This is a genomic window from Allobosea minatitlanensis, from assembly GCF_964020775.1.
This window is the reverse complement of the sequence record NZ_OZ224509.1, coordinates 429,375-454,016: the sequence shown is the minus strand read 5'-3', so window position 1 is coordinate 454,016 and position 24,642 is coordinate 429,375. Positions and strand designations below refer to the sequence as shown.

Sequence of the window (24,642 nt, the reverse complement as noted above, 5' to 3'; positions counted from 1 at the left end):
GCCGGAGATGATGCCCGCCTCCCCGCCGCCGGTCCCGCCGGCGGCAACGATCCGTCCCCTGTCGCCACGAGGAGCCCGTCGACGCGTCCATGGCTTCCTTTGAACCCGTTCGCGCCATCACCCGCGGCCTGACGATCCTGCGCCTCGTCAGCGAGCACGGGCCGATCACCGCCACCGATCTGGCGCGGGCCGCGAAGCTGCCCCAGCCGACGGTCGTGCGGATCCTGGAGACGCTGATCGATGCCGGCTACGCCTATCGCCGCGCCGACAACGTGACCTTCGGCGTCACCGCGCGGACCAAGCTGCTGAGCAGCGGCTACGACGCGACCTCGCGGCTGCTCCAGCTCGCCGAGCCGCTGATCGAGAATCTGCGGGCCGAGATCGGCTGGCCGTCCAATCTGGCGACGCTGGAGGACGATGCGATGGTGATCATCTACACCAATCGCAACGCCAAGGGCCTCTCCATCCCCGGCCGGCTCGGCGCGCGCATCCCCCTGCTCGCGACCGGGGTCGGCATCGTGCAGCTCGCCGGTCTCGCGCCGGAGGCCTTGCAGGCCCAGCTCGCGCGGCTGCGGCAGTCGCAGGAGCCCTGGGACGCTTCGCCCGAGCTCTGGGAAGGGCTCGACGACCGGCTCGCCGCGGCGCGGCGCGACGGCTACGCCTTCGCGCATGAGCGCTATCTCGACGCCGTCTACCAGTCCCAGATCTGGGCCGTGGCGGTGCCGATCGTCGTCGAGGGCCGGACCGAGGCCGCCCTCAGCAGCCTCGTCCTGCGCGGCGCCGGCCCGCGCCAGCAACTGCTCGACAACATCCTGCCGGCCCTGCGCCGGACGGCGGCGACCATCGGCTCGCAGCTCTCCGCCGAAGCCTGATCCCAGGGACGCAGGACGGCCGGAGCGCTGAGCGCGCCTGCGCCGCGAAACCGCGGGCCCCTCATCCCGAAGCGAAGCCGGACAGGCGCGAGGTTGAACGGCTAGCCCATGCTTGTGCGCCGGTCCGAGGACCAGGACCGGATGATCCGCGGCACCTCTGCGCCGGACCGCGGCTCCGCATAGAGGCGGCCCTGGGCGAAATCGCAGCCGGCTTTCCGCAAGCGCTCTGCCTGCTCGATGGTTTCGACGCCTTCCGCCGTGGTGTGCAGGCCCATGGCATGGCCGAGATTGACGATCGCGGTGACGATCGCGGCATCGACGCGGTCGTCGATCAGATTCTGCACGAAGCTCTGGTCGATCTTGATGTGATCGACCGGGTATTGCTTGAGGTGGGTGAGCGAAGTGAACCCCGTGCCGAAATCGTCCAGGGCGATGGAGACGCCGGCCTTGTGCAGCTCGTTCAATATCGAGGAAGCCGTCGCCGTCCTGCGCCCGAGAAAGACCGTTTCGGTGACTTCGACCTCGAAGCAGGCCGGATGGACGCCTGCCTCCTCCAACATGCGAAGGATCCTCACCGCGAGGCCCGGATCGGAAAAATCGGCCGAGGACAGGTTTACCGCCACCAGGCCGCATTCGAGGCCCTGATCCAGCCATGACCGGACATTGGCGGCCGCCTGGCGGATCACCTCCTCGCCCAGCGCGATCGAAAGCTCGTGCTCCGCGAAGACGGAGCCGAAATAATCCGGAGACAGCAGCCCTTTCGCCGGATGCTGCCAGCGCGCAAGGGCCTCGAACCCGGCGATCCGTCCCGTCTTCAGGGAAATCCTGGGCTGATAGCCCGGGCGGAACTGCCGGGCCGCCAGCCCTTCGCGCACCTCGCGCGCGATCGTCACCCGGCGCTCCATCGCCGCTCTGGCCGCGCTGGTGTAGACGGCGGTCTGGCCGCGGCCTTGTTCTTTCGCGCGGTAAAGCGCGATGTCGGCATCCTTCATCAGCTCGACCGGCGCGCGATGATGCTCGGGGAAGGCTGCCACCCCGATGCTGGCGGCGACGGATAATTCCCGCCCCTCGTGGAAGAAGGGGGCTCTCAGGGCCTCCACGATCGCCGAAGCGCGCGTGCTCGCGTCCGAGACCTGGGAGATCTCCGCGAAAATGACGGCGAACTCGTCGCCTCCCAACCGCGCGACGGTGTCGTTCTTGCGGACGAGGCTGCTGAGCCGCAACGCCGTTTCCTGGAGGAGGAGGTCCCCGACCGCGTGGCCGAGGGTGTCGTTGACGTCCTTGAAGTCATCGAGGTCGAGCAGCAGCAGCCCCACCCCGGACCGGCTCGCTTCCGCATTCGCCAGCGCTTCCTCGAGGCGCGACTGGAACAGCGCCCGATTGGCCAGCCCCGTCAATGGATCGTGAGTGGCGGCGCGTCGAATGGCTGCTTCGGCGGATTTCCGTTCGGTTATGTCGGTAAAGGTACGCACCATCCCGCCATTGGGAAGGCGGTTCGTCCGAACCTCCAGAACCGTCCCGTTCGGCCGCTGCCTTTCATAGTCCAGGATTTCGACGTTTATGCCTTCATACTTGATGGCGCGAAGCAGCGATGCCGTGACCGTGCCGAATTCTCCCTGTTCCATCTGCCATCGCTTGACGTCTTCGAACAGAGGATTGGAGCGCATCAGATCAGGCGGCAGGCCCAGCAGGTCGATCGCGCGCTGGTTGCAGACGGCCACGCGGCCATCGGCATCGACCATCAGAATTCCCTGCTCGACATGTTCCAGGACCGCGCTCAGGAGAGCCTTTTCCATGGAAAATGGTGGAGTCATGCAGTCCGCCGTCAAACCTCGGCCCGTTCGCCAGCCGCAGGCTGAGCAGCCTATGACATCGGTGCTTTCAGAGTGCTAAAAATATATGAAGACCTGTCTCGGTAGACGACCGGAGCGGAGCGCGGATCGACTGAGAGCCGTCGCGTTGCTTACGCCCGGTCGGTGGAAAGCTTATCGTCCCAAACCGTTCGTGCCCCGAGCGACTGTCACCTGTGCCGCGGGGTCGATCTACCGATATGATCGGATACTGTCGACCATTGTCAAGTCATCGCATAATTTTCCGAGAATCGTTCTACAATACCAGCTATTGAGAAACGATTAAAGATAAGCTTTACCCAAAGCCATCCCGAATACGTATGTCGTGAAACGATACAGCATTGCCGCCAGATGCTGCGACGGCGCGACAGGCTGCCGATTTCCAACAATCGTGGGAGGTCCAATCGAAACCGCCATTACCAGCTCGCCTTGAGGCCACCTTTCCCAGGTCAGCGGCGTGCCCCAAATATCGGTCATCCCCGGCACCCGCGGCTCGGCTCTGTCATACCGATGATGCGCAGTTCCACGGCGGGATACTCTGCATAATAAACGGCCGCCAGTCCACGCCCGCCCCCCTCGCGGAAGGGTTCACGCAAATGCGTGCCGGCTCGGGACCTCAACTCGGCCATTTCGTCCCCAGCCACGTGATCGCCTCGGCCTAACGTTTGATCGTCGGCTACGATCTCAGGTTCGTCCATCCCTTCGACCCCAGGCGCTATCGCGCGCGCAATGCCATCGAGCTCGCAAGGAACTATCTGGCTTCGCTTTGCCTCGCAGCCCTCATCTCATGCTGGCTGCGTTGATTCTCAACCTTTGGGCACCAATATTGTATCGTAGAAACAGTATATATTGAAATATAATTAATAGCATATAAGTGTATTCAAATAATTATATCATCCGCCAGTAATTCACGATCTCGAACGCGTCGGGCTCAAAGCGTAGTACCTGGCGCACATGTCGGCGAACCGCGCGGGCGGGCGACGCCTCGCCACCGAACCAGATGAAGGGCGAGGTGCCGGCCGGCGGCTGCGTGCTTAGCATATGCTCGCACAGCGTGTGTGGATCGTCGGGCAGCAGCCACACCACCTTCAGATCCTGCGGGCCCACTAATGGCTGCTTCTCGTCCGGGTGGGGAATCTCGACGAAGGCCCGCCCCTGACGATCGGCGGGAAGCCGTTCAAGAATCCAGGCCAGGCCGGGCAGGCCGGTTTGGTCGGCTCCGAGCAGGAACCAATCGGCATCGGGAATACGCCGGCCATGCGGCCACCAGACGCCACAAGGATCGCCGGCGACGGCTCGGGCACCAAAGGACGCTCCAGGGCCGTCGCCATGCAGGACGACATCGATCGCGACCTCCGCCGACGCATGATCGACCCAGCGCAGGCTGTAGACCCGTTCGATCGAGGCGTTCGGTCCAGACGCTTTCCTTACGCGCAGACTGCTGTCGCCACGCAGGCGCGGCCAGAGCGGCGCCGTGATGCCGGGCGGCGGGATTTCGAGATGCACATGCGGAGCGAGACTGTCCGGCGGGCATTCGAAGAAAAAACCGTCCAATGGTGCGCCGCCCAGAACGAGGCGCCGCAGGCGTGGCGTAACCTGTTCGGTACGAACGACGCGCATCACCCGGAAATACGGCGAAAGGGTCTCGTCCTGCGGATTGATCGCCGGAAGCCCGGCTTCATTGGCTGTCATCATCGGTGTGGTGCCTTGTTGAGCAGAATCAGGAATGCGAGCGGCGGCCCGCCGACCAGCGCGGCGAGCAGCCCGGCGGGGATGTCGTAGGGAAACAGCAGGTTGCGGCCGAGCCAGTCGGCGACGACCATGATGCCGCCGCCGACGATCGCGGCCATCGCCGTCTCGCAGCCGGGGTTTCGCATGCCCAGCAGCCGGGCGATGCGCGGCGCAAGCAGGCCGACGAAGCTGAAGGGGCCGACGATGAGGGCCGCGCCGCCCGTCGCCAGCGCTGCGATCGTCAGGATCGTGCCGCGCGCTCGGCTATGATCGAGGCCGAGCGCGCGGGCGCTGCCGCCGAGCGGCAGCAGGCGCAGCCAGCGATCAAGGAGCAGCGTGATGGCGAGCGTCAGCAAGGCGAGCCCACAGAGCAGAGCAGCGTCGCTTGCCTCTGCGCGATAGGTCGAGCCCGACATCCAGACGATGAGCCCCATCAGTCGCGGGTCGCCGCTACTCGTCAGCGCGGTGGTCACGGCTGCCGAAAAGGTCGCGAGCGCAATGCCCGCGAGCAGCATGCGCTCGTCGGAGAAGCCATCACGGCGGCCGAAGGCGAGGAGCGCGGCCAGAACCGCGCCGGCGCCGCCGGCTGCGGCAATGAACCGCTCCGCGCGGCCGTAATCCGCAGCGACCAGCATCAGCAGGATGATGCCGAATGTCGCTCCCGCCCCGAGCCCCAGCAGCTCCGGGCTGGCGAACGGGTTGTTGGTGAGGCGTTGCAGCAGGCTGCCGGCCACCGCTAGCGCCGCACCGGCTCCGAGAGCCGCGAACAGACGCGGTCCGCGCCATGGCGACACGGCGGCCAGCGTCTCACCGAGATCGAGGTGCCAGCCCTCTGTGCCGCGGCCGGCGGCAAGCGATACGAAAATGAGGCCAACTAGGACGGCCAGCGCGATCGGCATGGCCTCCGCGGGGTAGAGGCCGGTCCATCCGCCCCCTGTTTCGACGAGTCTGTCGGCAGGTGACGGCGACCGAACCCTGCGGGTGAGCAGGAGCAGCAGCGGTGAGCCCAGTGCGGCGGTGATCGCGCCAGCTGGGATTTCGGAGGCCGATGGTAGAAGCTGCGCGAGGAGGTCGGCGAGGCTCAGGATCAGCCCGCCCAGAATCGGGGCGAGACCGAGACGGCTGGCATAGCGGCGCGCGCCGAGGGCGCGGGCGAGCTGCGGTGCGAGCAGCCCGACGAAGCCGATGACGCCGACGGCCGCGACGGCAATGGCGCTGAGACCGACAGCAAGCGAGAAGGCGAAGAGCCGCAACGACCCAACGCGGATACCCGCCGCGCGCGCAACCTCGTCGCCGAGCGCGATGAGTGCAAAGGGCCGCGCCGTCAGGAGCGCGGCCATGCAGGCGAGGATGAGCCAGGGGCCCATCATGGCGACGCCGCCCCAGCCGTTCTGAACGAGCGAGCCGGCATTCCAGGCCGAGAAACGCGACAGCGACTCGAAGTCCAGCAGCGAGAGAACGCTGCCGGCCGATCCGCAATAGAGCCCGATCAGCAGCCCGGCGAGGATCAGCGAGAGCGGCGAGAAGCGGCCGCGCCAAGCCAGGGCGAGAACCGCCGCCCCTGTGATGCTTGCCCCGCCGAGCGCGACCGGGCCGCTCCAGCCCGGCAGAAGCTCGGGCGCGAAGCGGGCCGTCAGCACAAGGGCGAGATAAGCTCCGGCCGAGACGCCGATGGTCGAGGGCTCGGCAAGCGGGTTGCGCAGCGCCTCCTGGAAGATCGTCGCGGCCAGCGCCAGCGCCGCCCCTGCGAGGAGCCCGGCCGCGAGCCGGGGCAGGATGGCTTCGGCCAACAGGATCGCTGCAAGGTCACCGGGAAGCGGGATAGCCGCGCCAGGCAAGATACCGATCCGGGCCGCAGCGAGCGCAGCCCAGAGCAGAGCGGCGAGCCAGCATAGCACCCGCAGCATTCCGGTACGCGGCTGCTCAGCCAAGGGATGTCCTGCCCGTCAGCGCTGCGCCGAGTTCGCCCGCGAAACGGCGCGCAGTCGCCAATCCGCCGAAGGCAAGCAGCGGCGGCAGCAACGCGACGCGGCCATGGCGGCTGGCCGGCAGGCTCGACCAGAGCCGGCTCGCGGCGACCTCTGCGAGCAGCGGTGGATGGGTGGGCCGCAGACAGACGATCCAGGCGTCAGGATGGCGCGCGAGCTGTTCGAGGCCGATCGTCACGACGGCATCGCGGTGCCTGCTCCAGGCGTTGACGAGGCCGAGCCGCGCCAGCACGTCGTGGAACAGGCTACCAGCGGCGAAGACCCAGGCATGGCTCTGATCGAGTAGGCTGACGATCTGCACCGAGGCCCCCTGCCGCGAGGCGAGTCTGGCTCGAATTTCGCGAAGCTCCCGCTCCGTAGCCGCAAGCGCCCGCCGTGCCTCGGCCTCGCGTCCGAGCCGGGCGCCGACCGCGAGCAGAGCAGCCTTCGCTTCCGCCAGAGGCGCGACGCTGCCATAAGCCGCGACGCTGAACACCGGAGCGATACGGGCGAGGCGCGGCAGGTCGACGCGCTGCCAGGAGGGGAGCAGGATCAGATCCGGCGCGAGCCGCTGGAGCAGCTCCAGATTGGGCTGGTCCCGGAGCCCGAGATCGACCGTTTCCGGCGGCAGCGCCGGGCCGGGGGTCTGGCGGCAATAGCCGTCCGGCTCCGCCACCGCGGCCACCGTTCCCCCCAGTGCCAGCACCGCATCGAGAATCGCCCAGTCGAGCACCGCGAGACGTGCCGGCGCGGCCGCCCGGCCGGGGCGGACCAGAGCGAGGCCGGCCGCGGCAGCAAGGCATCCTCGGCGCGACCATCCGCCTGCGCCGTGCCGCGGCCGGCAGCCGGTCACCATTTGTAGTTGAGGCTCGCCGTCACCGTGCGAGCGCCACCAAAGTAGCAGACGCCGGAGGAGCAATTGGCGATGAAGGTGCGGTCGAACAGATTGCTGGCGTTGACATTGAGCGTCAGCCCCTTCAGCTCCGGGTTGCGCTTGCCAAAATCATAGCTCAGCGCAAGATCGACGAGCGTGACGTCCGGCACGCGGATGGTGTTGATGTTGTCAGCGTAAAGACTCCCGCGATAGCGGATGCCCGCGCCGAGCCCGAGCCCTGCGAGCGGGCCGCCGCCGAAGGTGTATTTCGCCCAGAGCGCGGCCTGATGCTTTGGGATGCTCGGGACGTCCCGGCCCTGGACGGGAATGCCGCCCACGGTGGTGTTGCTCTGGGTCGTAACCGCGTCGGCGAAGGTGTAGGAGCCGATCAGGTCCCAGCCGTCGAGGAACGAGGCCTTGGCTTCGAGCTCGACGCCGCGCACGCGAATCTCGCCCTCCTGGATCTGGCTGAAGAGCGGTGCGTTCGGCCGGGTGTCGTCGGTGACGACGTTCTGCTGCTTCAGCTCGTAGATGGCGGCGCTCAGGAAAATCTTGCTTCCGGGCAGCTGGAACTTGATGCCGGCCTCGTATTGCTCGCCTGTCGTCGGCTCGAAGGGCTTACCTTCGAAGGTCGCGCCGGTGGCCGGCTCGAAGGAAGTCGAGTAACTGACATAAGGCGCAAGCCCGCTGGCAAAGAGATAGGACAGGCCGACGCGGCCGGTATAAGCGGTATCGGTCGTCTTCACCGGCACGGAAGGGGCCAGCATGCTGGCCGTCTCGGCCTCGGCCCAGTCGCGACGGCCGCCCAGCGTGAGCAACCAGTTGTCGCGCTTGATCTGGTCCTGGACATAGACGCCGAGCTGCCGCTGCGTGATCCTGTTGTCGGTCCAGGGCACCAGCGAGGGCAGGAGGGCACCGCGAACGGGGTTGTAAATGTCGATCGGCGGCGTCGGGCCGGTATCGCCGAAGAACCTGTCGCGGTCCCGCAGCCACTGATAGTCGGCTCCGACCAGCAGCGTATGGCGGGTGGGACCGAGCGCGAAGCGCGCCTCGATGTTGTTGTCCATCGTCAGGTTGCGGACATGGTCGTGGAAGCGCAGCGTCGAGCGGTTGAGCGTGCGCAAATCCACCGGATCAAGGCCGCTCGGGTAGAGGTTCGGCGCATCGACTTCGAGATCGGCATAACGCGTGCGCGAGCGGAAGATCAGATCCGGCGAGAAGCGATGCTCGAACTCGTAGCCGATCGCATATTGGTCGCGCCGGTAATGATCATAGCCAGGCTCGCCGACGAAAGTGCTGCGCGGGAACCGTCCGTTCGGATTGGGGCGCAGTGTACCTTCCATCGGCAGGAAGGTGCCGCTCCAGCCGTCGACATTGTCCTTCTGCAGATGCGAGAGGATGGTCAGCGTCGTATCGGCCGTCGGCGCATAGGTGAAGGACGGCGCGATGAACAGGCGCTGGTCGGTGGTCTTGTCGATCATGGTATCGGCGAAGCTGCCGGCGCCGATGATGCGGTAGAGCAGGGTCTTGTCGGGGGTGATCGCATCGCCGATATCGAAGGCGCCGGCGATGCGACCGGGATGGCCGGTGCCGATCTCGACCTCGCGCACCGGCGTCGCGCTCGGACGCTTGCTGACGAGGTTGATCATACCGCCCGGAACGTTCTGCCCGTAGAGCCCGGAGGTCGGGCCGCGCAGCACCTCGACCCGCTCCAGCCCGAAAGGGTCGATCCGGGCAATCGCATAGCCGCCGGCCGGGAATTTCAGGCCGTCGACGAACTGGAACTTGTCGACCTGGAAACCCCGCACGGTGAAATGGCCAAAGCGGACGTCATTGCCATAGGCTTCGGAATCGATGCCGGGCGTATAGCGCAGCGCCTCGCCGACCGTCGTCGCGCCCTGAGCGCGGATCTGATCGGCAGTGACGACCGAAATCGACTGCGGCGCTTCGATCAACGGAGCATCGGTCTTGGAGCCGGTGGCGCTACGGCTGGCGACGATGCCTTGTACGGGTCCCCAGGCGGATTCTCCCTGTACCTCGATCATGTCGAGCGCGATCGACCCATCCGGCGTGTTGACCGCGCCGGCGCTGCCGGGCTTGGCAATGACCACCGTGCGCGCATCTGTGAGGCGGTAGCCGAGGCCCGTTCCAGCGAGCAGTCGACCGAGTGCTGCCTGAGCCGTCAACGTCCCGGAGACCCCGGGCGAGCTCAAGCCCCGGACCGCCGCAGCGTCGACGGAAACCTGCAAGCCCGATTGCTGTCCAAAAAGCGTCAGGGCGTTCGGGAGCGATTGCGGGCCGATGCTGAAAGGCCTGCCTGCGCCCGCTGCCCGCCGCGATGGCGCCTGCGCCTCAGCGGTCGCCATTCCGGCAAGTGTGGCGAGCGCCGTACCCGCCAGCAGCAGTGCGGCAAGGGCCTTGCCGCCAAACCAACCCAACCCCTGAGCGTGCATTCGCAAGACCTCTTCGTTCCCGGGCGCGAAGGGCGGCGCGTTAGCGCCGCAACAAACCCTCGCTGAAAGAACGAAGCGGTCGCAGCGTTTTTCAGAAAAAGGCCGGAGAGCGATGTTCGCGAAACGACCGGCCTCACCAGCCGGACAGGACGAGCAGCCACGGGCCGACTCGGTGCAGGCGCGCGCCATGTGCCTGCGCGATCGCCTGGAGCGCATCGGCCGGCCGGCGCAGATCATAGACGCCCGTTACGCGCTTACTGGCGATTTCGCCGCCAGCGAGGAGAATCTTGCCGCGATAATGCCGCCCGATCTCCTCGACGACATCGGCGATCGCTCGATCCCTGACAGCCAGCATCCCGCTGCGCCAGCCACCGACCAGTTCCGGAAGATCCTTGCCACGCTGGACCGCGCCGTCCGATGCGACGCGGACCCAGTCTCCGGCGCCGAGGGGAGCCGCCAGTGCCGCCGCGGCGACCGGAGAGGCCACCGCCACGCGGCCGTGATTGACGGCGACTGAAACCGCGTCCGATCCCAGGCGAACGTCGAAAGCAGTGCCGAGCACGGTGCTATCGACTTCGCCGGCGGCAACCTGGAAAGGCCGTGTGGCGTCCGGTTTCACCTCGAAATAGGCTTCGCCAGAGAGCAGCCGCACATAGCGGCGTTTTGGCTCATAGGCCACATCGAGGGCGCTGCCGGCGCCGAGGACCGCAATGCTGCCGTCGTCCAGGCGGATCTCCCGGATCTCGGCAATGCCGGTGCTGTAGTCGGCGCGCAGCCAAACATCGATCGCCGGCTGGAACATCACGGCCAAACAGCCGGCGACGAGGCCGGCCGCCGCCACGACGAGGCGCCCGGATCGCAAGCGTCGCCGTGCCGAGACTGGCGAACGGGCGGTGCGGCCCTGCGGGAAGCGGGAGCGCGATGGCTGCGCCGTTTCCACCGGCCGGCCGGCCGGCGCGCGCGCTTCGCCCAGCACGCCCCACAGATGTTGTGCCTCCGTCCAGGCTTCGGCATTCCTCGGATCGCGCGCCAGCCACGCCCTGAAGCGAGCCTTGACGTCCGGATCATCGGCATCCTCCTGCCGCGCGATCAGCCACTGAAGGGCTTCCCGTTTGGGTGTGCTGTCGTCGTCCGCTCTAATCGGATATCTCCCAGGAGGCCTCGCCATTGCCGACCGACCGAACGATTCGCCGCTGGCGATGACGCTCATTTATAGAACGAATCGAAAGAAGAATTTTTCAGACAAGGTGGCGCCCGGATTCACGTTCCGCGCGACAGCCGCTCGCGACAATGCTCCAGCCCCTCATAGACAAGCGCATGGGCGAGGGCGACGGAGACGCCCAAGCGAGAGGCGATCTCCTTGAGCTTGAGACCGTCGAAACGGTGCATCTCGAGAGCTGCGCGCGTCCGCTCCGGCAGCTCCGCCATGGCCGCCAGCACGATACGCAACTCGTCGCGATGCGCCAGAGCCGCTTCCGGCGACGGGCGCTCCTCGACGATCGCCTCGTCGATGCCCGCCGGCGCCAGGAGCTTGCCTTCCCTCGCCAACCGACGAACCCAGTCTATGGCGAGGTTACGGATGATGCGCCGCAGATAGCCGACGAGCACGTCGATCGCGTCTTCGGCCCACGGGTAACGGGCCTTCAAGTCGAGCATCAGCGCGATCGGGTCGATCTCCAGCCGCTTCAGCGGAAGGGGGACGTTCTCGATCTTCAAGAACTCCGACCGCGGACTGTCCTTCCTGTCGCGCTGCGAGAGCGTCGGCTTGGGCAGGTGGTCAAGCGAGGGCACGACGACCAGCGTCCTCGGCGTCGGCTTGGCGAAGGCCCACGCACCCCGGTCCCGGTCGTCGGCGACGGCCTCGACGAGCGTGATCTCGTCATCGTCCTCGACGAGCACCCTCTCGGTCTCGCCGGCCTTGAGCCGCTCTTGATGCGCGGCCCAGCCTTCCATCCATGACGACATCGACGACTGCGTCGTCCCCGCACGATCTCGCATCTGGACATGGAGAGCGCTATGGCGGATCTGGCGCTGGACTGCTTCGTAAGTCATGCCCGAAGCTGTCTCGATAGCGGTTCGCAGCAGGCCGTCGCGGATCGAGGCGCGGGCTACGTTCGTGATCCGATCGAGAGCGCGAAGCACGCAGCGGCCGGCGGCCGGCTCGTCGCCCAGGTGCCACAGGTAGACATCGACGCGCTCGACGCACTCGTCGAGGCGGGCAGCCGATATTTCCAGCCCGCGCCGAAGACCTCGGGCCCAAGCACCTTGAGGTCGTCTTTGAGAGGCGGAAAAAGATCGCGTAGGACACCCATAGAGTGACCCTACGCGCACATGGTTATCAGACCGTCAACCCACCGGGTGTCACGGTCTCTTCGATATCAGCCGGCTGCTCGGGCCGGGGCCGGGCGTCCAGCCGGGCCTTAATCGTCGGCCAGCTGACGGGGGTAAATCCGTAGACATCTACGCCGACGTCCTCGCTGTGGTAGGTGCCCGGTAGGCTGCCATGCGAATGGCCGTAGAGGTGCACGGCGCCATGGTGGAGGCCAGCCCAGCTGCGGAGCGCGTAGTGGCACATCACGATGCGCTGGCCGTCGACCGAGGTCTCGCGGATCTGCGAGATGTCCGACCACTTCAGTTGCCGAGTATGCTCGTTGTCGTGATTGCCCTCGATCAGAAACTTCTGGCCGTGAAGCTGATTGAACACCTTCCTCGTCGACCGCGGGTCGGCGCGATAGGCGAAGTCGCCGAGGAAGTAGACCTGGTCCGACTTCGCGACGACCGAGTTCCAGTTGGCGATCATGCAGCGGTCCATCTCGTCGACTGACGAGAACGGGCGCTTGCAGATGTCGATGATGCGCGCGTGGCCGAAGTGGGTGTCAGCCGTGAACCAGGTTGCCATGTCGTCCTCCTGGATTCATCATTGAGCGGCGGCAAGCAAGGGACCAGCCCCGTGAACGACGACGATGGCTACGACCCGATGGCGACCCCCCGCTTCGCCGCCCTCGTCCGCGAAAGCAGCGATGACCTGCGCCGCGAGATGGGCAAACCCAGGCTCTCGGTCAACGACGCATTGACCGATTGGCAGGCCGGCAAGATCGACGAGGAGATGGCGCTCGCGATGACCGGCGCCACGACCAAGCGCGAGCTATACGTCTACTGTCTCTGGAGCGACGTCGAGATCGTCGACGAGATCTCCCCTGACGAGCGGCAGGCGATCGAGGCGCTGCGCCGGGAGCTCAGCGCGGCATGACAAATCGCACCCAGGCCGTCGTTTTGGGTGCAAGTTGTCATGTGGTTTGAAATCCGGGAAATTTCGCGAAGCTGAAATAGCCAGTATCTCAGCCACACATGACCCGACCAGAGGCGCACGTGGTGCGCACGTGAGGTGCAGCGGATTCCCCAAACGCATGACGGATCTCCGCGCCATGCATCGGACGCCGAGCCGAGCAGAAAGAAAACGAATCGGTATCATGGGTTGTCGGCAGAGGTCCGACGACGCTGCCCCTGCTTGAGGAGGCAGCATGGACAGGCGCTATTTCGACGACCACGGCAGGCGTTGGTTCCAGCCCGGCGACGAGGTCACCCGCGACGGCACGGACATTCATGTCGTCGTCGATACCAACGGCTGCGATAAGTATGCTCCGGACGGGATGACCGTCCGCTGCACCAAGGAGCCGCTCGGATATCTCAATGACGACGGCACGCGCTCCGACCCGTGGACCAAGATCGGCGAGGAGGAGTTCAATATTTGCTCGCGCTACGATTTCGTAGACCCGGCGATCGAGGCTCTTAAGCCGAAGCCGGAACCGCCTCGTAGAGGATACGACGCGCCTCGACTGGCTCGACGCCCAGACGGACGGCATGAACCGGGGCTACGGCACGACCTATGGCTGGAAATTCCATCGCAGCCATAACGGCATGAACATCAACGACAGCAACCTGCCGGCCCTGACGGTCCGGCAGGCGATCGACACCCAGCGCTTCCCGGGTCGCGAATTCGAGATCCTGCGCAGGTGCGATCGCGAGACCCAGCGGCGGGAGGAGTTCCGCAAGCGCTTCCCCGGCCAGAGCGAGAACGCGCGCAAGCACCTCGATCGCACTTGCGACGAGGATGCCGAGTCGTATGCCGAGACTTCCAACGTAGACCTTGCGGAGATGCTGCGTCGGATATGGCTGAATGCCTCGGGAGAACGGCGTGGGCTCGTCGCGCAGGCGATCCACCGGTTGGCGAAGGCTGACGCCGTGGAGGCCGCTCTGATCGAGGTCGCCGAGTTGTCCAAGGAAGCTGGGGAGAACGACGCGGCTCAGGAAACCGCCGAGGTCATGATCCGGGCCATCCTGGAGCGTGTCGGGCTGGCCTACCGCCTGCCGGGCAACCCGGACAAGGCCGAGGAGGCGGTGGCGTCATGAGGATCATCTCGCAGACCAGCAAGCGCTTCCACGGCACCCACAAGGGTTATGAGATCTCGATCTGGCTGGACGAGGACGACCTCGAAGAGGACGAGGTTCCGCGCTTCTACATCCAGGTCTGGTCGCTGAAGACCGGAGGTCACAACTACGACGGCTGGGCGCCCGAGAGCGTAACGACGATCGCCGAGGCGAAAAAGGAGGCCATTCGCGGTTCCTGCATCGACATGCCGAAATCGTGGTGGGCGAACCTGGGGAAGCCGAGCGCGGAGACGGCGCTTTGATCCGCGACTACCTTCCATGGCTCCTGTCCGCGATCACGATCTGGATGACCGTCCTCGCCGGAAACAAACATCGGTCGGCGTGGCTGGTCGGGCTCGCCAATCAGGCCCTCTGGCTAGTCTGGATCGTCTCCAGCGCTGCCTGGGGCCTATTGCCAATGAACTTGGCGCTCTGGATCGTCTACGCGCGAAATCACATGAAATGGAAAGCGGCCGCCTGAGTCTCCGACGACAATCCTGTCCAAATCCTGTCCAAATGGCCCTTCGCGAGAAATCTCGGAGGGCCATTTTTTGTCAAAAACTGAATGATTTCAATGGCGTCCCGGAAGGGATTCGAACCCCTGACCTACGGTTTAGGAAACCGTTGCTCTATCCGGCTGAGCTACCGGGACGGGAGGCAGGCTCCGAGGGAGGTCTAACGCAAGCGAATGCCGGGTCAAGGGGAAAGGTTGCGCAAACCCTCGGCATCTGCCGCCAGCGAGAGGAAAAGCCAGGGCCTTTCGAGCTGCTGCTGCGACGGAGTCCCGATCGGGCACCCATCGAGATGAACCAAGGCCCGCGGCGGCTCTGCCCCGCCAACAAACGGAGGCGCCCCGCGCGCGACGCGCCCACTTCCACCCCCACGATGTCGATACTAGGCGACTTCCCGGCCTCCCCCTTCGCTGCCGGCGAGCTTCAGTCCCGGCTCCGGCCAGGGCATCGCGATGAGTCGCCCCGTACCGGAAAGCGTGATGTAGGCGGTCTTGAGGTCGGGGCCGCCGAAGCAGATGTTCGTGGTGAAGAGGTCGCCGGTCGGGACCTGCCGGAGCAGTTGCCCTTGCGGGCTCACCACGGAGATGCAGCCGGAGACCAGCGTGGCGACGCAGATATTTCCGTTGGCCGAGACGGCCAGGCTGTCGAAACGCTGATAGCCCGGCAGGGTGCAGAGGATGCGCCCGCCATGCGGCGACGGAAAGGGCGCAGGACGGACCACGCCCGGCGCCTCGAGGTCGAAGGCCCAGAGGCGGCCCGTTTCCGTCTCGGCCGCATAGAGCACCGTCCCGTCGGGCGACAGGCCGGTGCCGTTCGGCATGATCATCGGATAGGCGATCTCGACGATACGCGAGCCGTCGGCCATGGCGTAGTAGAGCCCGCCATTGATCCGCATCCGCGGATAGGTCTTGCCCATATCGGTGAAGTAGAAGCCGCCATGGGTGTCGAAGACGAGGTCGTTGGGCCCGACCAGCGCGGTCTCGTCGCAATGGGTGTAAAGCACGCGCCGCTCGCCGGTCGCGAGGTCGAGCCGCTCGATCCAGCCGCCGATATAGCCGTCCGGCACGCCGGGCTTGGTCCGGTTGAAGCCGGAGAGCTTCTGGAACAGGAAACCGCCATTGTTGCAGATGTAGAGGGCTCCATCCGGCCCTAACGCCAGACCGTTCGGCCCGCCTTCGAGCTCGGCAACGATCTCGATACGCCCGTCGGCATGGACCCGGGTGACGGTCCTGCGCTCGATCTCGACGATCAGCACGGAACCGTCGGAACAGGCGATCGGCCCTTCCGGAAACTGCAGGCCGCTGGCCAGGAGACGTTGCTCGCTCATCCGTCGGGTCCTCTTCCAAGCCGCCTCCCCGCTCAGAGCGCGGGGAGCTCGTCGAGCCGGTAGAAGCTGCGGGCGTTGCGATAGAACATCGCCAGGCGCTCCTCGCCGGAGAAATCGGCGACCGCTGTCTTCAGCGCGTTCCAGAGCACGCGATAGCTGCAGGTCTGCCGGTCGACGGGGAAGTTGCTTTCCATGATGCAGCGTTCGGGGCCGAAGGCGTCGATGCCGGTCATGATGAAGGGCTTCCAGACCCGGGCGAGGGTTTCCGAATCGAGTGGGCCGGGCAAGGCGTGGAAGCCGAAGCCGCCATAGACCATGCCAAGCCCGCCGATCTTGAGATGGACGTTCGGATGCTTCGCCAGCTCCCGCAGCGACGCTTCCCAACGCGCGCGCTCCTCCTCGTAGCGGAAGGCGTAGCTGCCGATGCCGAGACGGCCGCCGACATGGTTCATAACGATCCGCGTATCCGGGAATGCCCCGGCCAGCCGGATGAGCTCGTCGAGCTGCGTATGGAAGACCCAGGCGTCGAAGCTCAGATCCCGCGGCGCCAGTTGCGCGAAGCCGCGCCGGAAAGCCGGGTCTTCGAGAATCCCTCGGTCATGGGCATGCGGCAGATACCGCGACAGCTCCTCCTCGGCGAGCCAGGTGGTGTTCTGGCGGATGCCCCGGAAGCGGCCGCCGCCCGCCTCGATATGGGCGTCGAGCACGGCACCCGTGGCGTCGCCCAACCGGAAATCTGTCTCGCCGACGATGCCCGCACAGACCTGTGCCGGGCCGTAGCCGCCGCTGGCCGACATCGCCGCGACGCCGCGCAGGAACTCGGTCTCGCCGAGGACGCGCAGCTCTGCGGGGCCCTTCGCGCGCAGCATCGAACTGGCCTGAACATGCACCGTGCCGAGGACGCGATGGCCGCCCGCCTCGATATCGGCCGCGATCTCGTGCAGCAGATAGCGGCCATTGGCATTGTCCCAGAGATGGTGATGCGCATCAATGATCGGCAGATCGGGATCGACCACCGCCTCCTTGCCGCCGCTGTCGCCGAGCCAGGCGTCGTTGTCGGTCAGCACGCGCGGGAAGTTGCCCCTGAAGAGCGGGGCGTTCTGCGGAACATAGACGTAATCGGACACGGGACGGGCTCTTTCCAGCGGCTGAGGCAGGGATCGAACGGGAGAGCCGGCGGGTTCCCTTCGCGCCGGAGCGGAAGCGAGGGGAGTCTCCGCCGGAGAGCGGTTTTCGGGCAGCCTATTTCTTCGGCCAATTCGCCTTGGTGTTGGCCCGGTCTGCCGGCGCGATGCTCTTCGGCTCGCCGTCCTGCCACTGGATCAGCACCAGCGGGGCGTCGACCCGGCGGCCCTTCTCGTCGAACTTGATGCCGCCCGGCAGGGAGAGCGCGGCGGGACCGTCCTTCAGATCCATCTTGCGGATCTCCTCCGCGACCTTGACGCGGTCGGCCGTGCCGGCGCGCTCGACCGCCTCCTTGAGGATCCACATCTCGGCGTAGCCCATCAGGCTGTCCTGGGTCATCCAGGGCTCGTTGGTGCGCTTCTTGTAGCGGGCGACGATCTCCTCCTGGCCCTTCATGCTCCAGGTGCCGACGCTGACGATCAGCCCTTCGAGCAGGTCCTTGCCGACGGTCTTGAGCAGTTCGGGCGCGCCCAGCGAGCCGCTGTTACCGACGACGGGCACGACGCCCTTGCCGAGGCGGAATTCGTTCATCTTCTCGAAGAGCAGCTTGTTGTCCGGCACGTTCGAGGGAATGACGAGCAGGAAGTCCGGACGGGTCGAGCGCACGCGCTGGATCAGCGCCGTCGCATCCGCCAGCGGCGGCGTGAACACCTCGTCCACGACGAGCTTGAGGCCGTTCTTCTCGGCTCCGCCCTCGCGCACCCATTTCGCGAAGCTGGCGGCGCCGGCCGTGTTGTCGCTGATCATGCCAACCGTCTTCGGCCGCTTGCCGGTCGCCTTCTCGGCGAAGTCCACAACCGTCGGCAGCGTCAGCTCCGACTGGCGGCTGGCGGTCGGCGAGAGCTGGAAGATGTAATGGAAGCCGCGATCGGTGAGCTGGTCGGAATAGGACAGGGTCAGCCAGGGAAGCTGCGCCCGTTCGGTCACCTCGGTGATCGCCATGGTGAAGGAGCTCAGCCAGGCGCCGGCGCCGCCGATCAGCTCGGGCTCCTGCGAGAGCAGGCGTTGCGCCGCGTTCTTGGCCTTCTCGGTGGTGTCGCCGGCATCGGCGATGACGAGCTGCATCTTCGCGCCGCCGAGCGCCTTGATGCCGCCCTTCTCGTTGATCTCCTCGATCGCCGTTTCCGCGCCGGAACGGACGAGCTCGCCCTGCCGCGCCCAGGGACCGGACAGCGGTGCGATCAGCGCCGCCTTCACGTCCTTCTGCTGGGCCCAGGCAGGTTCCGCTCGGGAGAGGATCAGGCCGGTGGCGAGCGCCGCCCCGGCCAGCAATACCGTGTGCAACTTCATCTGCTTCCTCCCGTCATATCGTTGATTCCTCCCTGCGCCTCAGAGGCCGAGATAGGATTGTTGCAGCCGCTTGTCGTTGAGCAGTTGCTGGTTGTCGCCCACCATCGCGACGCGGCCGGTCTCGAGGACGTAGCCGAGATCGCAGCTCTCCAGCGCTTCCGCCGCTCTCTGCTCGACCAGCAGGATCGTCAGCTCGCGCTCCTTGTGAATCTGCTGGATGCGGTCGAAGATCATGTCGACGACGGCGGGGGCGAGGCCCATGGAGGGCTCGTCCAGCATCAGCAGTTCCGGCACATTGGCGAGGCCTCGGCCGATGGCGACCATCTGCTGCTGGCCGCCGGACAAGGTGCCGGCGAGCTGCGTGCCGCGCTCCGCCAGGATCGGGAACAGCTCGTAGATCAGCTCCAGGCTGCGCTTCCACTGCGCCGCGGCGGCCGGCGCATAGGCGCCCATCTGGAGGTTCTCCAGCACCGTCATCGACGGAAACACCTGCCGATGCTCCGGCACATGGGCGATGCCGAGCGCCGGCCGCTGATGCGGCGGCACGGCGAGCAGATCGCGCCCCTTGTACTCGATCGTGCCGCCGCTGGGCCCGACCGTGCCGGAGATCGCCTTGAACAGGGTCGTCTTGCCGGCACCGTTCGGGCCGACGATCGCGACGAATTGCCCGGCCTCGACGTCGATCGACACCTTGTCGAGCGCGCAGAGTCCCCCGTAATGGACGCTAAGTTCCCGTATGCGCAGCACGTTCCACCCAACGTTTTCCGAGATAGGCCTCGATCACGCGCGGGTCGTTGAGGACCTGCTGCGGCGCGCCGTCGGCGATGACGCTGCCATGGTCGAGAACCGTGAAATGATGTGCCAGGCGTGCCATCGCCTGCATGGTGTGTTCGATGATGACGATGGTGACGCCCTGGTCGCAGAGCTGGCGCACCACGCTCAGGATGCCGTCGAGCTCGGCTTCGGCGAGCCCGGCCAGGGTTTCGTCGAGCAGCAGCAGCTTCGGGCGCGGGGCGAGCGCGCGGGCGAGCTCCATCAGCCGCAACTGCTTGGTGGTCAGGTTGCCGGCGGCGACATGCGCCTCCTTCGTCAGCCCGACGCGGTGGATCGCCTCCCACGCCCTCTGCTCGGCCTCCGCATCGCTCGTCGTGTTCACATAGGAGCCGACGACGATGTTCTGCAGCACGCTCATCCGGGCGAAGGGGCGCACGATCTGGAAGGTGCGGCCGATACCGAGCTTGCAGAGCTGATCCGGCCTCAAGCCGACGACCTCGCGCCCCTCGAAGCGGATCGAGCCGGCACTGGGAGCGAGAAAGCCGTTGATCGTGTTGAACAGGGTCGTCTTGCCGGCCCCATTCGGGCCGATGACGCCATGGATGGTGCCACGCTGGACGTTCAGGGCGACCTCGTTCAGGGCAAGCAGGCCGCCGAAGCGTCGGCTGACCCCGGAGAGCTGCAACATCGGCTCGGCGTTTTCCGACGCCTTGCCCCCGGCCTTGCCGACCGGAAGCGTGATCACCGGAGCAGCCGGCTCGGCCTCCGGTGCAGGGGCCGTTTCCGTAAGCTCCCCGCCGCGTCTGCCGCGCAGATAGTCGCGCACGCGCCAGTAGACGCCCTGCTGCGCGAACAGGATCGTCACGATGATGGCGAGGCCATAGACGACGCCCTGGATGCCCGGCACCTTGTCGCCGAACTCGCCGTGCAGCACCTCCGCCAGCGGGATCAGGATCGAGGCTCCGATCACGGGCCCCCAGATCGAGCCGATGCCGCCGAAGAGGGTCACGATCAGCGCCAGCGACGAGACGGCCACGCCGAACACGGAAGGCGGCGTTACGATCAGCAGCAGCACCGCATAGAGCCCGCCGGCCGCGGCCGCGAAGCCGCCGCTCAGCATGATCGCGAGCATCTTCCACTTCAGCGTGTTGATGCCGGAAGCCTCGGCCGCCCGCTCGTTCTGCTTGATGGCGAGCAGCGACATGCCGAAGCGCGAATGCTCCACCCGCAGCGCCGTGAACAGGCAGGCCGTCAGCAGCACGAGCGCCAGCACGCAATAGACCCGCGGGTCCTGGAACTGCATGTAGGCGACGGGGTTCTCGCGCTTGATCGGCAGCGAGACCTCCTGGAAGCCCATCCACTCGAACAGGTAGAGGATCGACAGCGGATAGGCGAGCATCGCCAGGGCGAAATAATGCCCGGTCAGCCGGAAGGTGATGCGCCCGATGATGGCGGCAGCGGTGACGCCGACGACGACGCCGAGCGGGATACCGAGCCAGGGCGAGATGTTGAAGAACACCATGCCCAGCGCGACGGTATAGGCGCCGAGCCCCCAGAAGACGGCATGCCCGAAGGAGACGAGGCCGCTATAGCCGGAGAGGATGTTCCAGGCCGCGCCGAGCGTCGCCCAGAGCACGACCTGCGCGATGATGAGCTGGTAATAGGAGCTCGGGACGAGCAGCGCGACCGTGAGATAGACGAGCGCGACGGCGACGATGAGCCATTGCTGGCGGCGATAGGACGAGAGCGAGGCCATCGGTCAGGTTCTCTCGCTGACGCGGCCGAACATACCCTGCGGCCAGAAGAAGATGATCAGCAGGAAGACGAGGAAGATCGTCGTGTTCTGCAGTTGGTAGGGCAGGAACAGGGTCGAAAGCTGCTGGACGAGGCCGATGGTCAGCCCGCCCCAGAAAGCGCCCATGATGCTGCCCAGGCCACCGAGCACGACGCCGGCATACATCACGATGACGAAGTCGATGCCGATATAGGGCTGGAACGATTGCGAGCTGGCGAGGAGCCCGCCCGCCACCGCCGTCACCGCGACGCCGAGCGAGAAGGCGATGCGGTGCGCCTTGGTGACGTCGACCCCCATATAGGTTGCGGCGACGGGATTGTCGGCCGCGGCCCGGAGCCCCCTGCCGATCCGCGAATAGGTGAGGAAGAGGTTGACCAGCGCCGCAATCCCGATCGCCGCGACGAAGGCGACGACCCTGGCCTGGTTGAGCAGGACCGTTCCCACCTCCCAGGACTGGCGCGACAGCGGCGTCAGCACCGCGATCGGCGTCGAGCCGAACAGGATCAGGCCGCCATTCTGCAGCACGAGCCCGATGCCGAGCGTCAGGATGAGCTGCGCGTAGCCACCGCCGCCATCCATATCGGCGACACGCGCGCCGGTGACCCGGCTGATCATCGTCTTGTGAAGCAGCCAGCCGAAGGCGAACAGGATCGGCCCCGACAGCAGCGCCGCGACGGCCGGCCCGGCATAGAGGCCGAAGACGCCGACCAGCGCCGATGTCGCCAGATAATAGGTGGCGTACATGCCGAGCATCATGAAATCGCCCTGGGCGAAGTTGATGACGCGCATGGAGCCGAAGATGATGCCGAGGCCGACGCACATCAGCGCGTAGGCCCCTCCGACCAAGATGCCGGTCGCAAGGGCTTGCGCGGCATCTTCGAGGAAGATTCCGAATTCCAAGGGCTGTTCCTCTAGGTGCCGTCTGTCGCGGACAATTTATATAATGCATTATATTTGCATGCTCGGCGCTGTCAATGGCATGCCTCCCCGACCAGGAAACCGACAGCCTCGGCCTCGTATTTCTCGCGAGGCTGCGTGCCGACCGCCGGCCGGGGCCGATCCATCCAGGAAACAGGCAGCGAACGCCGTCCGGCGCCAGACATCCCGCGCCCGCCGCACGGGATCGATGAAACAGCCTAAGGACTTACGCGGCGCGGGGGCATGCTCGCTGCGCAAAGCTGCCATACGGCAGCAGCGCATAGCACCGACAGAGCCGGCCCAAACGAGCGTTGCGCCGGCTGCGGTTTCGTTCCGGCCATCGGGGGCCGGCAACCGTCCGCCCGCTCACCCCACCGCTTTTCAGTACGATCGCGGCAGGCCCAGGACATGCTGGGCGACATAGGCCAGGACCATGTTGGTCGAGATCGGCGCGGTCTGGTAGATGCGGACCTCGCGCCATTTGCGCTCGATGTCGTATTCCTGGGCGAAACCGAAGCCGCCATGGGTCTGGAGGGCGGTGTCGGCCGCCTTCCAGGTCGCCTCCGAGGCGAGCAGCTTGGCGATGTTGGCGTCCTCCCCGCAGGGGCGGCCCGCCGCGAACAGCGCCGCCGCCCGCCGGCACATCATGTCCGCCGCTTCCAGCTCAGCATAGGCGCGCGCCAGCGGGAACTGAATCCCCTGATTCTGCCCGATCGGGCGGCCGAACACGACCCGCTCATTGGCATAGGCCACGCCCTTCTTCAGCAGCCAGCGTCCGTCGCCCACGCATTCGGAGGCCACCAGGATGCGCTCGGCGTTCATCCCGTCGAGGATGTAGCGGAAGCCCTGCCCCTCCTCGCCGATCAGGTTCTCCGCCGGCACCACGAGGTTCTCGATGAAGACCTCGGTGGTGTTGTGATTGATCAGCGCCTTGATCGGGCGGATATCGATGCCCTTGCCCTTCGCCTCGCGCAGATCGACCAGGAAGACCGAGAGTCCGTCGGTTCGCTTCTTCACCTGGTCGAGCGGCGTGGTGCGCGCCAGCAGCAGCATCAGGTCGGAATGGAGAGCGCGCGAAGTCCAGACCTTCTGGCCGTTGACGATGTAGTGGCCGTTGCCCTGCCGCTCGGCCCGCGTCTTGAGCTGCGTCGTGTCGGAACCCGTGGTCGGCTCCGTCACGCCGAAGGCCTGGAGCCGCAATTCGCCGGAGGCGATCCCCGGGAGGTAGCGCCGCTTCTGCTCCTCGCTGCCATGCCGCAGCAGCGTGCCCATGATGTACATCTGCGCATGCGCCGGGCTCGCCGTGCAGCCGCTGGCGTTGATCTCCTCGAGGATCACGGCCGCGGCCCGCAGGGGCAGGCCGGAGCCGCCATATTCCTCGGGGATGAGCGCGCCGAGATAGCCCGCCTCCGTCAGCGCCTTGACGAATTCCGTCGGGTAGCCGCTGCGGTTGTCGAGGTCGCGCCAGTATTCTCCGGGAAAGCCGGCGCAGATCCGCCGCACCGACTCGCGCAGCTCCGGATAGTCTTCCCCCAGCGCGACGACCACGTCGCCATCGAAGGATGTGGAAGGGTGATGGCTGGTCATCGCTCGTTCTCCGTCAGGCGCGGGGCATCTTGAACCGCGTCAGGGTTCCGCCCTTCATCACCTTGCCGGGCAAGGGATGGCCGACGAGATCTTCCGCCAGCTTGGCCGCCTCGACCAGCGCGTCGAGGTCGATGCCGGTCTCGATGCCCATCTCGCCGCAGGCGAAGACCAGATCCTCGGTGCAGACATTGCCGGCCGCGCCCTTGTGGCCGGCGAAAGGACAGCCGCCGAGGCCACCGACCGAGGAATCGAAGGTCGCGACGCCGAGCTCCATCGCCGCCACCGCATTGGCCACGGCGCAGCCGCGTGTGTCGTGCAGATGCAGGCTGATGTCGAGCTCCGGCCATTTGTCGCGGATCTTGCCGACCAGGCTCTTGATCTGGCGCGGCGTGCCCCAGCCCATCGTGTCGGCGAGCAGCAGCTTGCTCAGCGTGCTGTCGTTGTCGGCCATGAGCTGCATGGCGCGCGCGACCAGCCCGACGACCTTCTCCTCCGGGATATAGCCCTCGAAATTGCAGCCGAAGGCGGCCATCACGCCGAGCCCGTCGGTCGCGATGCCGGCCTGCCGGTAGCGCGCGATCCAGTCCGGCATCTCGGCGAAGGTCTCGTCGATGCTGCGGTTGGTGTTGCGCTTCACGAAGGTTTCGCTGGCGGTCAGCGTCAGCTTGCCGTCGATGTCGACCCGGCCGCTTTCGAGCGCCCGCTCGAGCCCCTTCGGATTGAGCCAGAGCGCCGTGTAGCGCACGCCGGGCCGCTTGCCGAGCTGCGCGAAGACCTCGGCCGTATCGGCCATTTGCGGCACCGCCTTGGGATTGACGAAGGAGCCGACCTCGATCTCGCCGAGCCCTGCCCCGGCCAGCGCATCGACCATGCGAAGCTTCTGTTCCGTCGAGAGAATCTTCGGCTCGATCTGCAGCCCGTCACGCGGCCCGACCTCCACCATCTTCACCTGCTTGGGCAGATCGAACATGCCTGATCCTCTTGCGCGCGTTCGTCCCGGGGAGGCCTCGTCGCGGGCCAATTCTCGCAATGCAAATAACCTATTCGCTTATTGAAATCCATCCCCGAAGCGTGTCTAT

At 66.2% G+C, this 24,642-nt stretch carries 22 protein-coding genes and 1 tRNA gene; 6 read left to right on the top strand and 17 right to left on the bottom strand.

Annotated features, from left to right (window positions below; genetic code table 11):
* The first annotated feature begins 89 nt into the window (after positions 1–89).
* On the top strand, positions 90–872 hold the full coding sequence (locus ACWH43_RS02130; protein WP_158444611.1) for an IclR family transcriptional regulator domain-containing protein: 783 nt from the start codon (positions 90–92) through the stop codon (positions 870–872).
* Between the two features lie 101 nt (positions 873–973).
* Here ACWH43_RS02130 and ACWH43_RS02125 read toward each other — a convergent pair whose 3' ends face one another.
* From ACWH43_RS02125 to ACWH43_RS02090, 8 genes are all read right to left on the bottom strand, one after another.
* Positions 974–2,668 (bottom strand): putative bifunctional diguanylate cyclase/phosphodiesterase, encoded by a 1,695-nt coding sequence (locus ACWH43_RS02125; RefSeq protein WP_448153394.1) that lies wholly within the window; start codon positions 2,666–2,668, stop codon positions 974–976.
* A 942-nt stretch (positions 2,669–3,610) separates the two neighbouring features.
* Positions 3,611–4,417, bottom strand: coding sequence for a siderophore-interacting protein (locus ACWH43_RS02120; protein WP_158444609.1), 807 nt, complete (start codon positions 4,415–4,417; stop codon positions 3,611–3,613).
* Positions 4,414–6,384, bottom strand: coding sequence for a Fe(3+)-hydroxamate ABC transporter permease FhuB (fhuB, locus tag ACWH43_RS02115; protein ID WP_158448186.1), 1,971 nt, complete (start codon positions 6,382–6,384; stop codon positions 4,414–4,416). The genes ACWH43_RS02120 and fhuB overlap by 4 nt, the downstream gene beginning before the upstream one ends.
* Positions 6,377–7,153, bottom strand: a complete 777-nt coding sequence (locus ACWH43_RS02110) for an ABC transporter substrate-binding protein (protein WP_260349357.1) — start codon at positions 7,151–7,153, stop codon at positions 6,377–6,379. The genes fhuB and ACWH43_RS02110 overlap by 8 nt, the downstream gene beginning before the upstream one ends.
* A 116-nt stretch (positions 7,154–7,269) precedes the next feature.
* The gene (locus ACWH43_RS02105; protein ID WP_260349356.1) at positions 7,270–9,936 is read right to left on the bottom strand and encodes a TonB-dependent siderophore receptor; all 2,667 of its coding nucleotides are present in this window, start codon (positions 9,934–9,936) and stop codon (positions 7,270–7,272) included.
* The gene (locus ACWH43_RS02100) at positions 9,881–10,957 is read right to left on the bottom strand and encodes a FecR family protein (protein ID WP_158443968.1); all 1,077 of its coding nucleotides are present in this window, start codon (positions 10,955–10,957) and stop codon (positions 9,881–9,883) included. The genes ACWH43_RS02105 and ACWH43_RS02100 overlap by 56 nt, the downstream gene beginning before the upstream one ends.
* A gap of 50 nt (positions 10,958–11,007) precedes the next feature.
* Positions 11,008–11,889 carry a sigma-70 family RNA polymerase sigma factor gene (locus ACWH43_RS02095; protein ID WP_260349355.1) on the bottom strand — a complete coding sequence of 294 codons (882 nt, stop codon included), beginning with the start codon at positions 11,887–11,889 and terminating at the stop codon, positions 11,008–11,010.
* Between the two features lie 196 nt (positions 11,890–12,085).
* On the bottom strand, positions 12,086–12,646 hold the full coding sequence (locus ACWH43_RS02090; RefSeq protein WP_260349354.1) for a metallophosphoesterase: 561 nt from the start codon (positions 12,644–12,646) through the stop codon (positions 12,086–12,088).
* A 51-nt stretch (positions 12,647–12,697) separates the two neighbouring features.
* On the opposite strand from ACWH43_RS02090, the gene ACWH43_RS02085 reads away from it, so the two are divergent.
* The 5 genes from ACWH43_RS02085 to ACWH43_RS02065 all read left to right on the top strand — a co-directional run bounded on the left by ACWH43_RS02085 (position 12,698) and on the right by ACWH43_RS02065 (position 14,656).
* Complete coding sequence (locus ACWH43_RS02085) at positions 12,698–12,997, top strand: hypothetical protein (RefSeq protein ID WP_260349353.1); 300 nt, start codon at positions 12,698–12,700, stop codon at positions 12,995–12,997.
* A gap of 271 nt (positions 12,998–13,268) precedes the next feature.
* On the top strand, positions 13,269–13,661 hold the full coding sequence (locus ACWH43_RS02080) for a hypothetical protein (protein ID WP_260349352.1): 393 nt from the start codon (positions 13,269–13,271) through the stop codon (positions 13,659–13,661).
* Positions 13,609–14,157 (top strand): hypothetical protein, encoded by a 549-nt coding sequence (locus tag ACWH43_RS02075; RefSeq protein ID WP_260349351.1) that lies wholly within the window; start codon positions 13,609–13,611, stop codon positions 14,155–14,157. Before ACWH43_RS02080 ends, ACWH43_RS02075 begins: the two co-directional genes overlap by 53 nt.
* Positions 14,154–14,438: a hypothetical protein gene (locus ACWH43_RS02070; RefSeq protein ID WP_260349350.1), complete on the top strand. Its 285-nt coding sequence runs from the start codon at positions 14,154–14,156 to the stop codon at positions 14,436–14,438. The genes ACWH43_RS02075 and ACWH43_RS02070 overlap by 4 nt, the downstream gene beginning before the upstream one ends.
* Positions 14,435–14,656, top strand: coding sequence for a hypothetical protein (locus ACWH43_RS02065; protein ID WP_260349349.1), 222 nt, complete (start codon positions 14,435–14,437; stop codon positions 14,654–14,656). The genes ACWH43_RS02070 and ACWH43_RS02065 overlap by 4 nt, the downstream gene beginning before the upstream one ends.
* 94 nt (positions 14,657–14,750) lie before the next feature.
* Here ACWH43_RS02065 and ACWH43_RS02060 read toward each other — a convergent pair.
* The 9 genes from ACWH43_RS02060 to ACWH43_RS02020 all read right to left on the bottom strand — a co-directional run bounded on the left by ACWH43_RS02060 (position 14,751) and on the right by ACWH43_RS02020 (position 24,533).
* Positions 14,751–14,827: transfer RNA gene (locus ACWH43_RS02060), tRNA-Arg, on the bottom strand.
* 242 nt (positions 14,828–15,069) lie between these two features.
* Positions 15,070–16,014, bottom strand: a complete 945-nt coding sequence (locus tag ACWH43_RS02055) for an SMP-30/gluconolactonase/LRE family protein (RefSeq protein ID WP_158443965.1) — start codon at positions 16,012–16,014, stop codon at positions 15,070–15,072.
* Positions 16,015–16,046: 32 nt separating this feature from the next.
* On the bottom strand, positions 16,047–17,141 hold the full coding sequence (locus ACWH43_RS02050; RefSeq protein ID WP_260349348.1) for an amidohydrolase family protein: 1,095 nt from the start codon (positions 17,139–17,141) through the stop codon (positions 16,047–16,049).
* 115 nt (positions 17,142–17,256) lie between these two features.
* A complete protein-coding gene (locus ACWH43_RS02045; RefSeq protein WP_158443964.1) occupies positions 17,257–18,489 on the bottom strand; it encodes an ABC transporter substrate-binding protein in 1,233 nt (410 codons plus the stop codon).
* Between the two features lie 39 nt (positions 18,490–18,528).
* On the bottom strand, positions 18,529–19,236 hold the full coding sequence (locus ACWH43_RS02040) for an ABC transporter ATP-binding protein (RefSeq protein ID WP_158443963.1): 708 nt from the start codon (positions 19,234–19,236) through the stop codon (positions 18,529–18,531).
* Positions 19,214–21,019: a branched-chain amino acid ABC transporter ATP-binding protein/permease gene (locus ACWH43_RS02035; protein WP_260349347.1), complete on the bottom strand. Its 1,806-nt coding sequence runs from the start codon at positions 21,017–21,019 to the stop codon at positions 19,214–19,216. Before ACWH43_RS02035 ends, ACWH43_RS02040 begins: the two co-directional genes overlap by 23 nt.
* A 3-nt stretch (positions 21,020–21,022) precedes the next feature.
* Positions 21,023–21,958, bottom strand: a complete 936-nt coding sequence (locus ACWH43_RS02030; protein ID WP_260349346.1) for a branched-chain amino acid ABC transporter permease — start codon at positions 21,956–21,958, stop codon at positions 21,023–21,025.
* Positions 21,959–22,357: 399 nt separating this feature from the next.
* A complete protein-coding gene (locus ACWH43_RS02025; RefSeq protein ID WP_158443961.1) occupies positions 22,358–23,563 on the bottom strand; it encodes an acyl-CoA dehydrogenase family protein in 1,206 nt (401 codons plus the stop codon).
* A 13-nt stretch (positions 23,564–23,576) separates the two neighbouring features.
* Positions 23,577–24,533 carry a hydroxymethylglutaryl-CoA lyase gene (locus ACWH43_RS02020; RefSeq protein WP_158443960.1) on the bottom strand — a complete coding sequence of 319 codons (957 nt, stop codon included), beginning with the start codon at positions 24,531–24,533 and terminating at the stop codon, positions 23,577–23,579.
* Positions 24,534–24,642: the final 109 nt, after the last annotated feature.

Bases quoted from the DNA above. Each gene is read 5' to 3' on its own strand.
- ACWH43_RS02130 (WP_158444611.1), top strand. From the start codon at position 90: ATGGCTTCCTTTGAACCCGTTCGCGCCATCACCCGCGGCCTGACGATC.
- ACWH43_RS02125 (WP_448153394.1), bottom strand. From the start codon at position 2,668: ATGGAAAAGGCTCTCCTGAGCGCGGTCCTGGAACATGTCGAGCAGGGA.
- ACWH43_RS02120 (WP_158444609.1), bottom strand. From the start codon at position 4,417: ATGATGACAGCCAATGAAGCCGGGCTTCCGGCGATCAATCCGCAGGAC.
- ACWH43_RS02105 (WP_260349356.1), bottom strand. From the start codon at position 9,936: ATGGCGCGCGCCTGCACCGAGTCGGCCCGTGGCTGCTCGTCCTGTCCG.
- ACWH43_RS02100 (WP_158443968.1), bottom strand. From the start codon at position 10,957: ATGAGCGTCATCGCCAGCGGCGAATCGTTCGGTCGGTCGGCAATGGCG.
- ACWH43_RS02090 (WP_260349354.1), bottom strand. From the start codon at position 12,646: ATGGCAACCTGGTTCACGGCTGACACCCACTTCGGCCACGCGCGCATC.
- ACWH43_RS02080 (WP_260349352.1), top strand. From the start codon at position 13,269: ATGGACAGGCGCTATTTCGACGACCACGGCAGGCGTTGGTTCCAGCCC.
- ACWH43_RS02075 (WP_260349351.1), top strand. From the start codon at position 13,609: ATGAACCGGGGCTACGGCACGACCTATGGCTGGAAATTCCATCGCAGC.
- ACWH43_RS02070 (WP_260349350.1), top strand. From the start codon at position 14,154: ATGAGGATCATCTCGCAGACCAGCAAGCGCTTCCACGGCACCCACAAG.
- ACWH43_RS02055 (WP_158443965.1), bottom strand. From the start codon at position 16,014: ATGAGCGAGCAACGTCTCCTGGCCAGCGGCCTGCAGTTTCCGGAAGGG.
- ACWH43_RS02045 (WP_158443964.1), bottom strand. From the start codon at position 18,489: ATGAAGTTGCACACGGTATTGCTGGCCGGGGCGGCGCTCGCCACCGGC.
- ACWH43_RS02035 (WP_260349347.1), bottom strand. From the start codon at position 21,019: ATGGCCTCGCTCTCGTCCTATCGCCGCCAGCAATGGCTCATCGTCGCC.
- ACWH43_RS02025 (WP_158443961.1), bottom strand. From the start codon at position 23,563: ATGACCAGCCATCACCCTTCCACATCCTTCGATGGCGACGTGGTCGTC.
- ACWH43_RS02020 (WP_158443960.1), bottom strand. From the start codon at position 24,533: ATGTTCGATCTGCCCAAGCAGGTGAAGATGGTGGAGGTCGGGCCGCGT.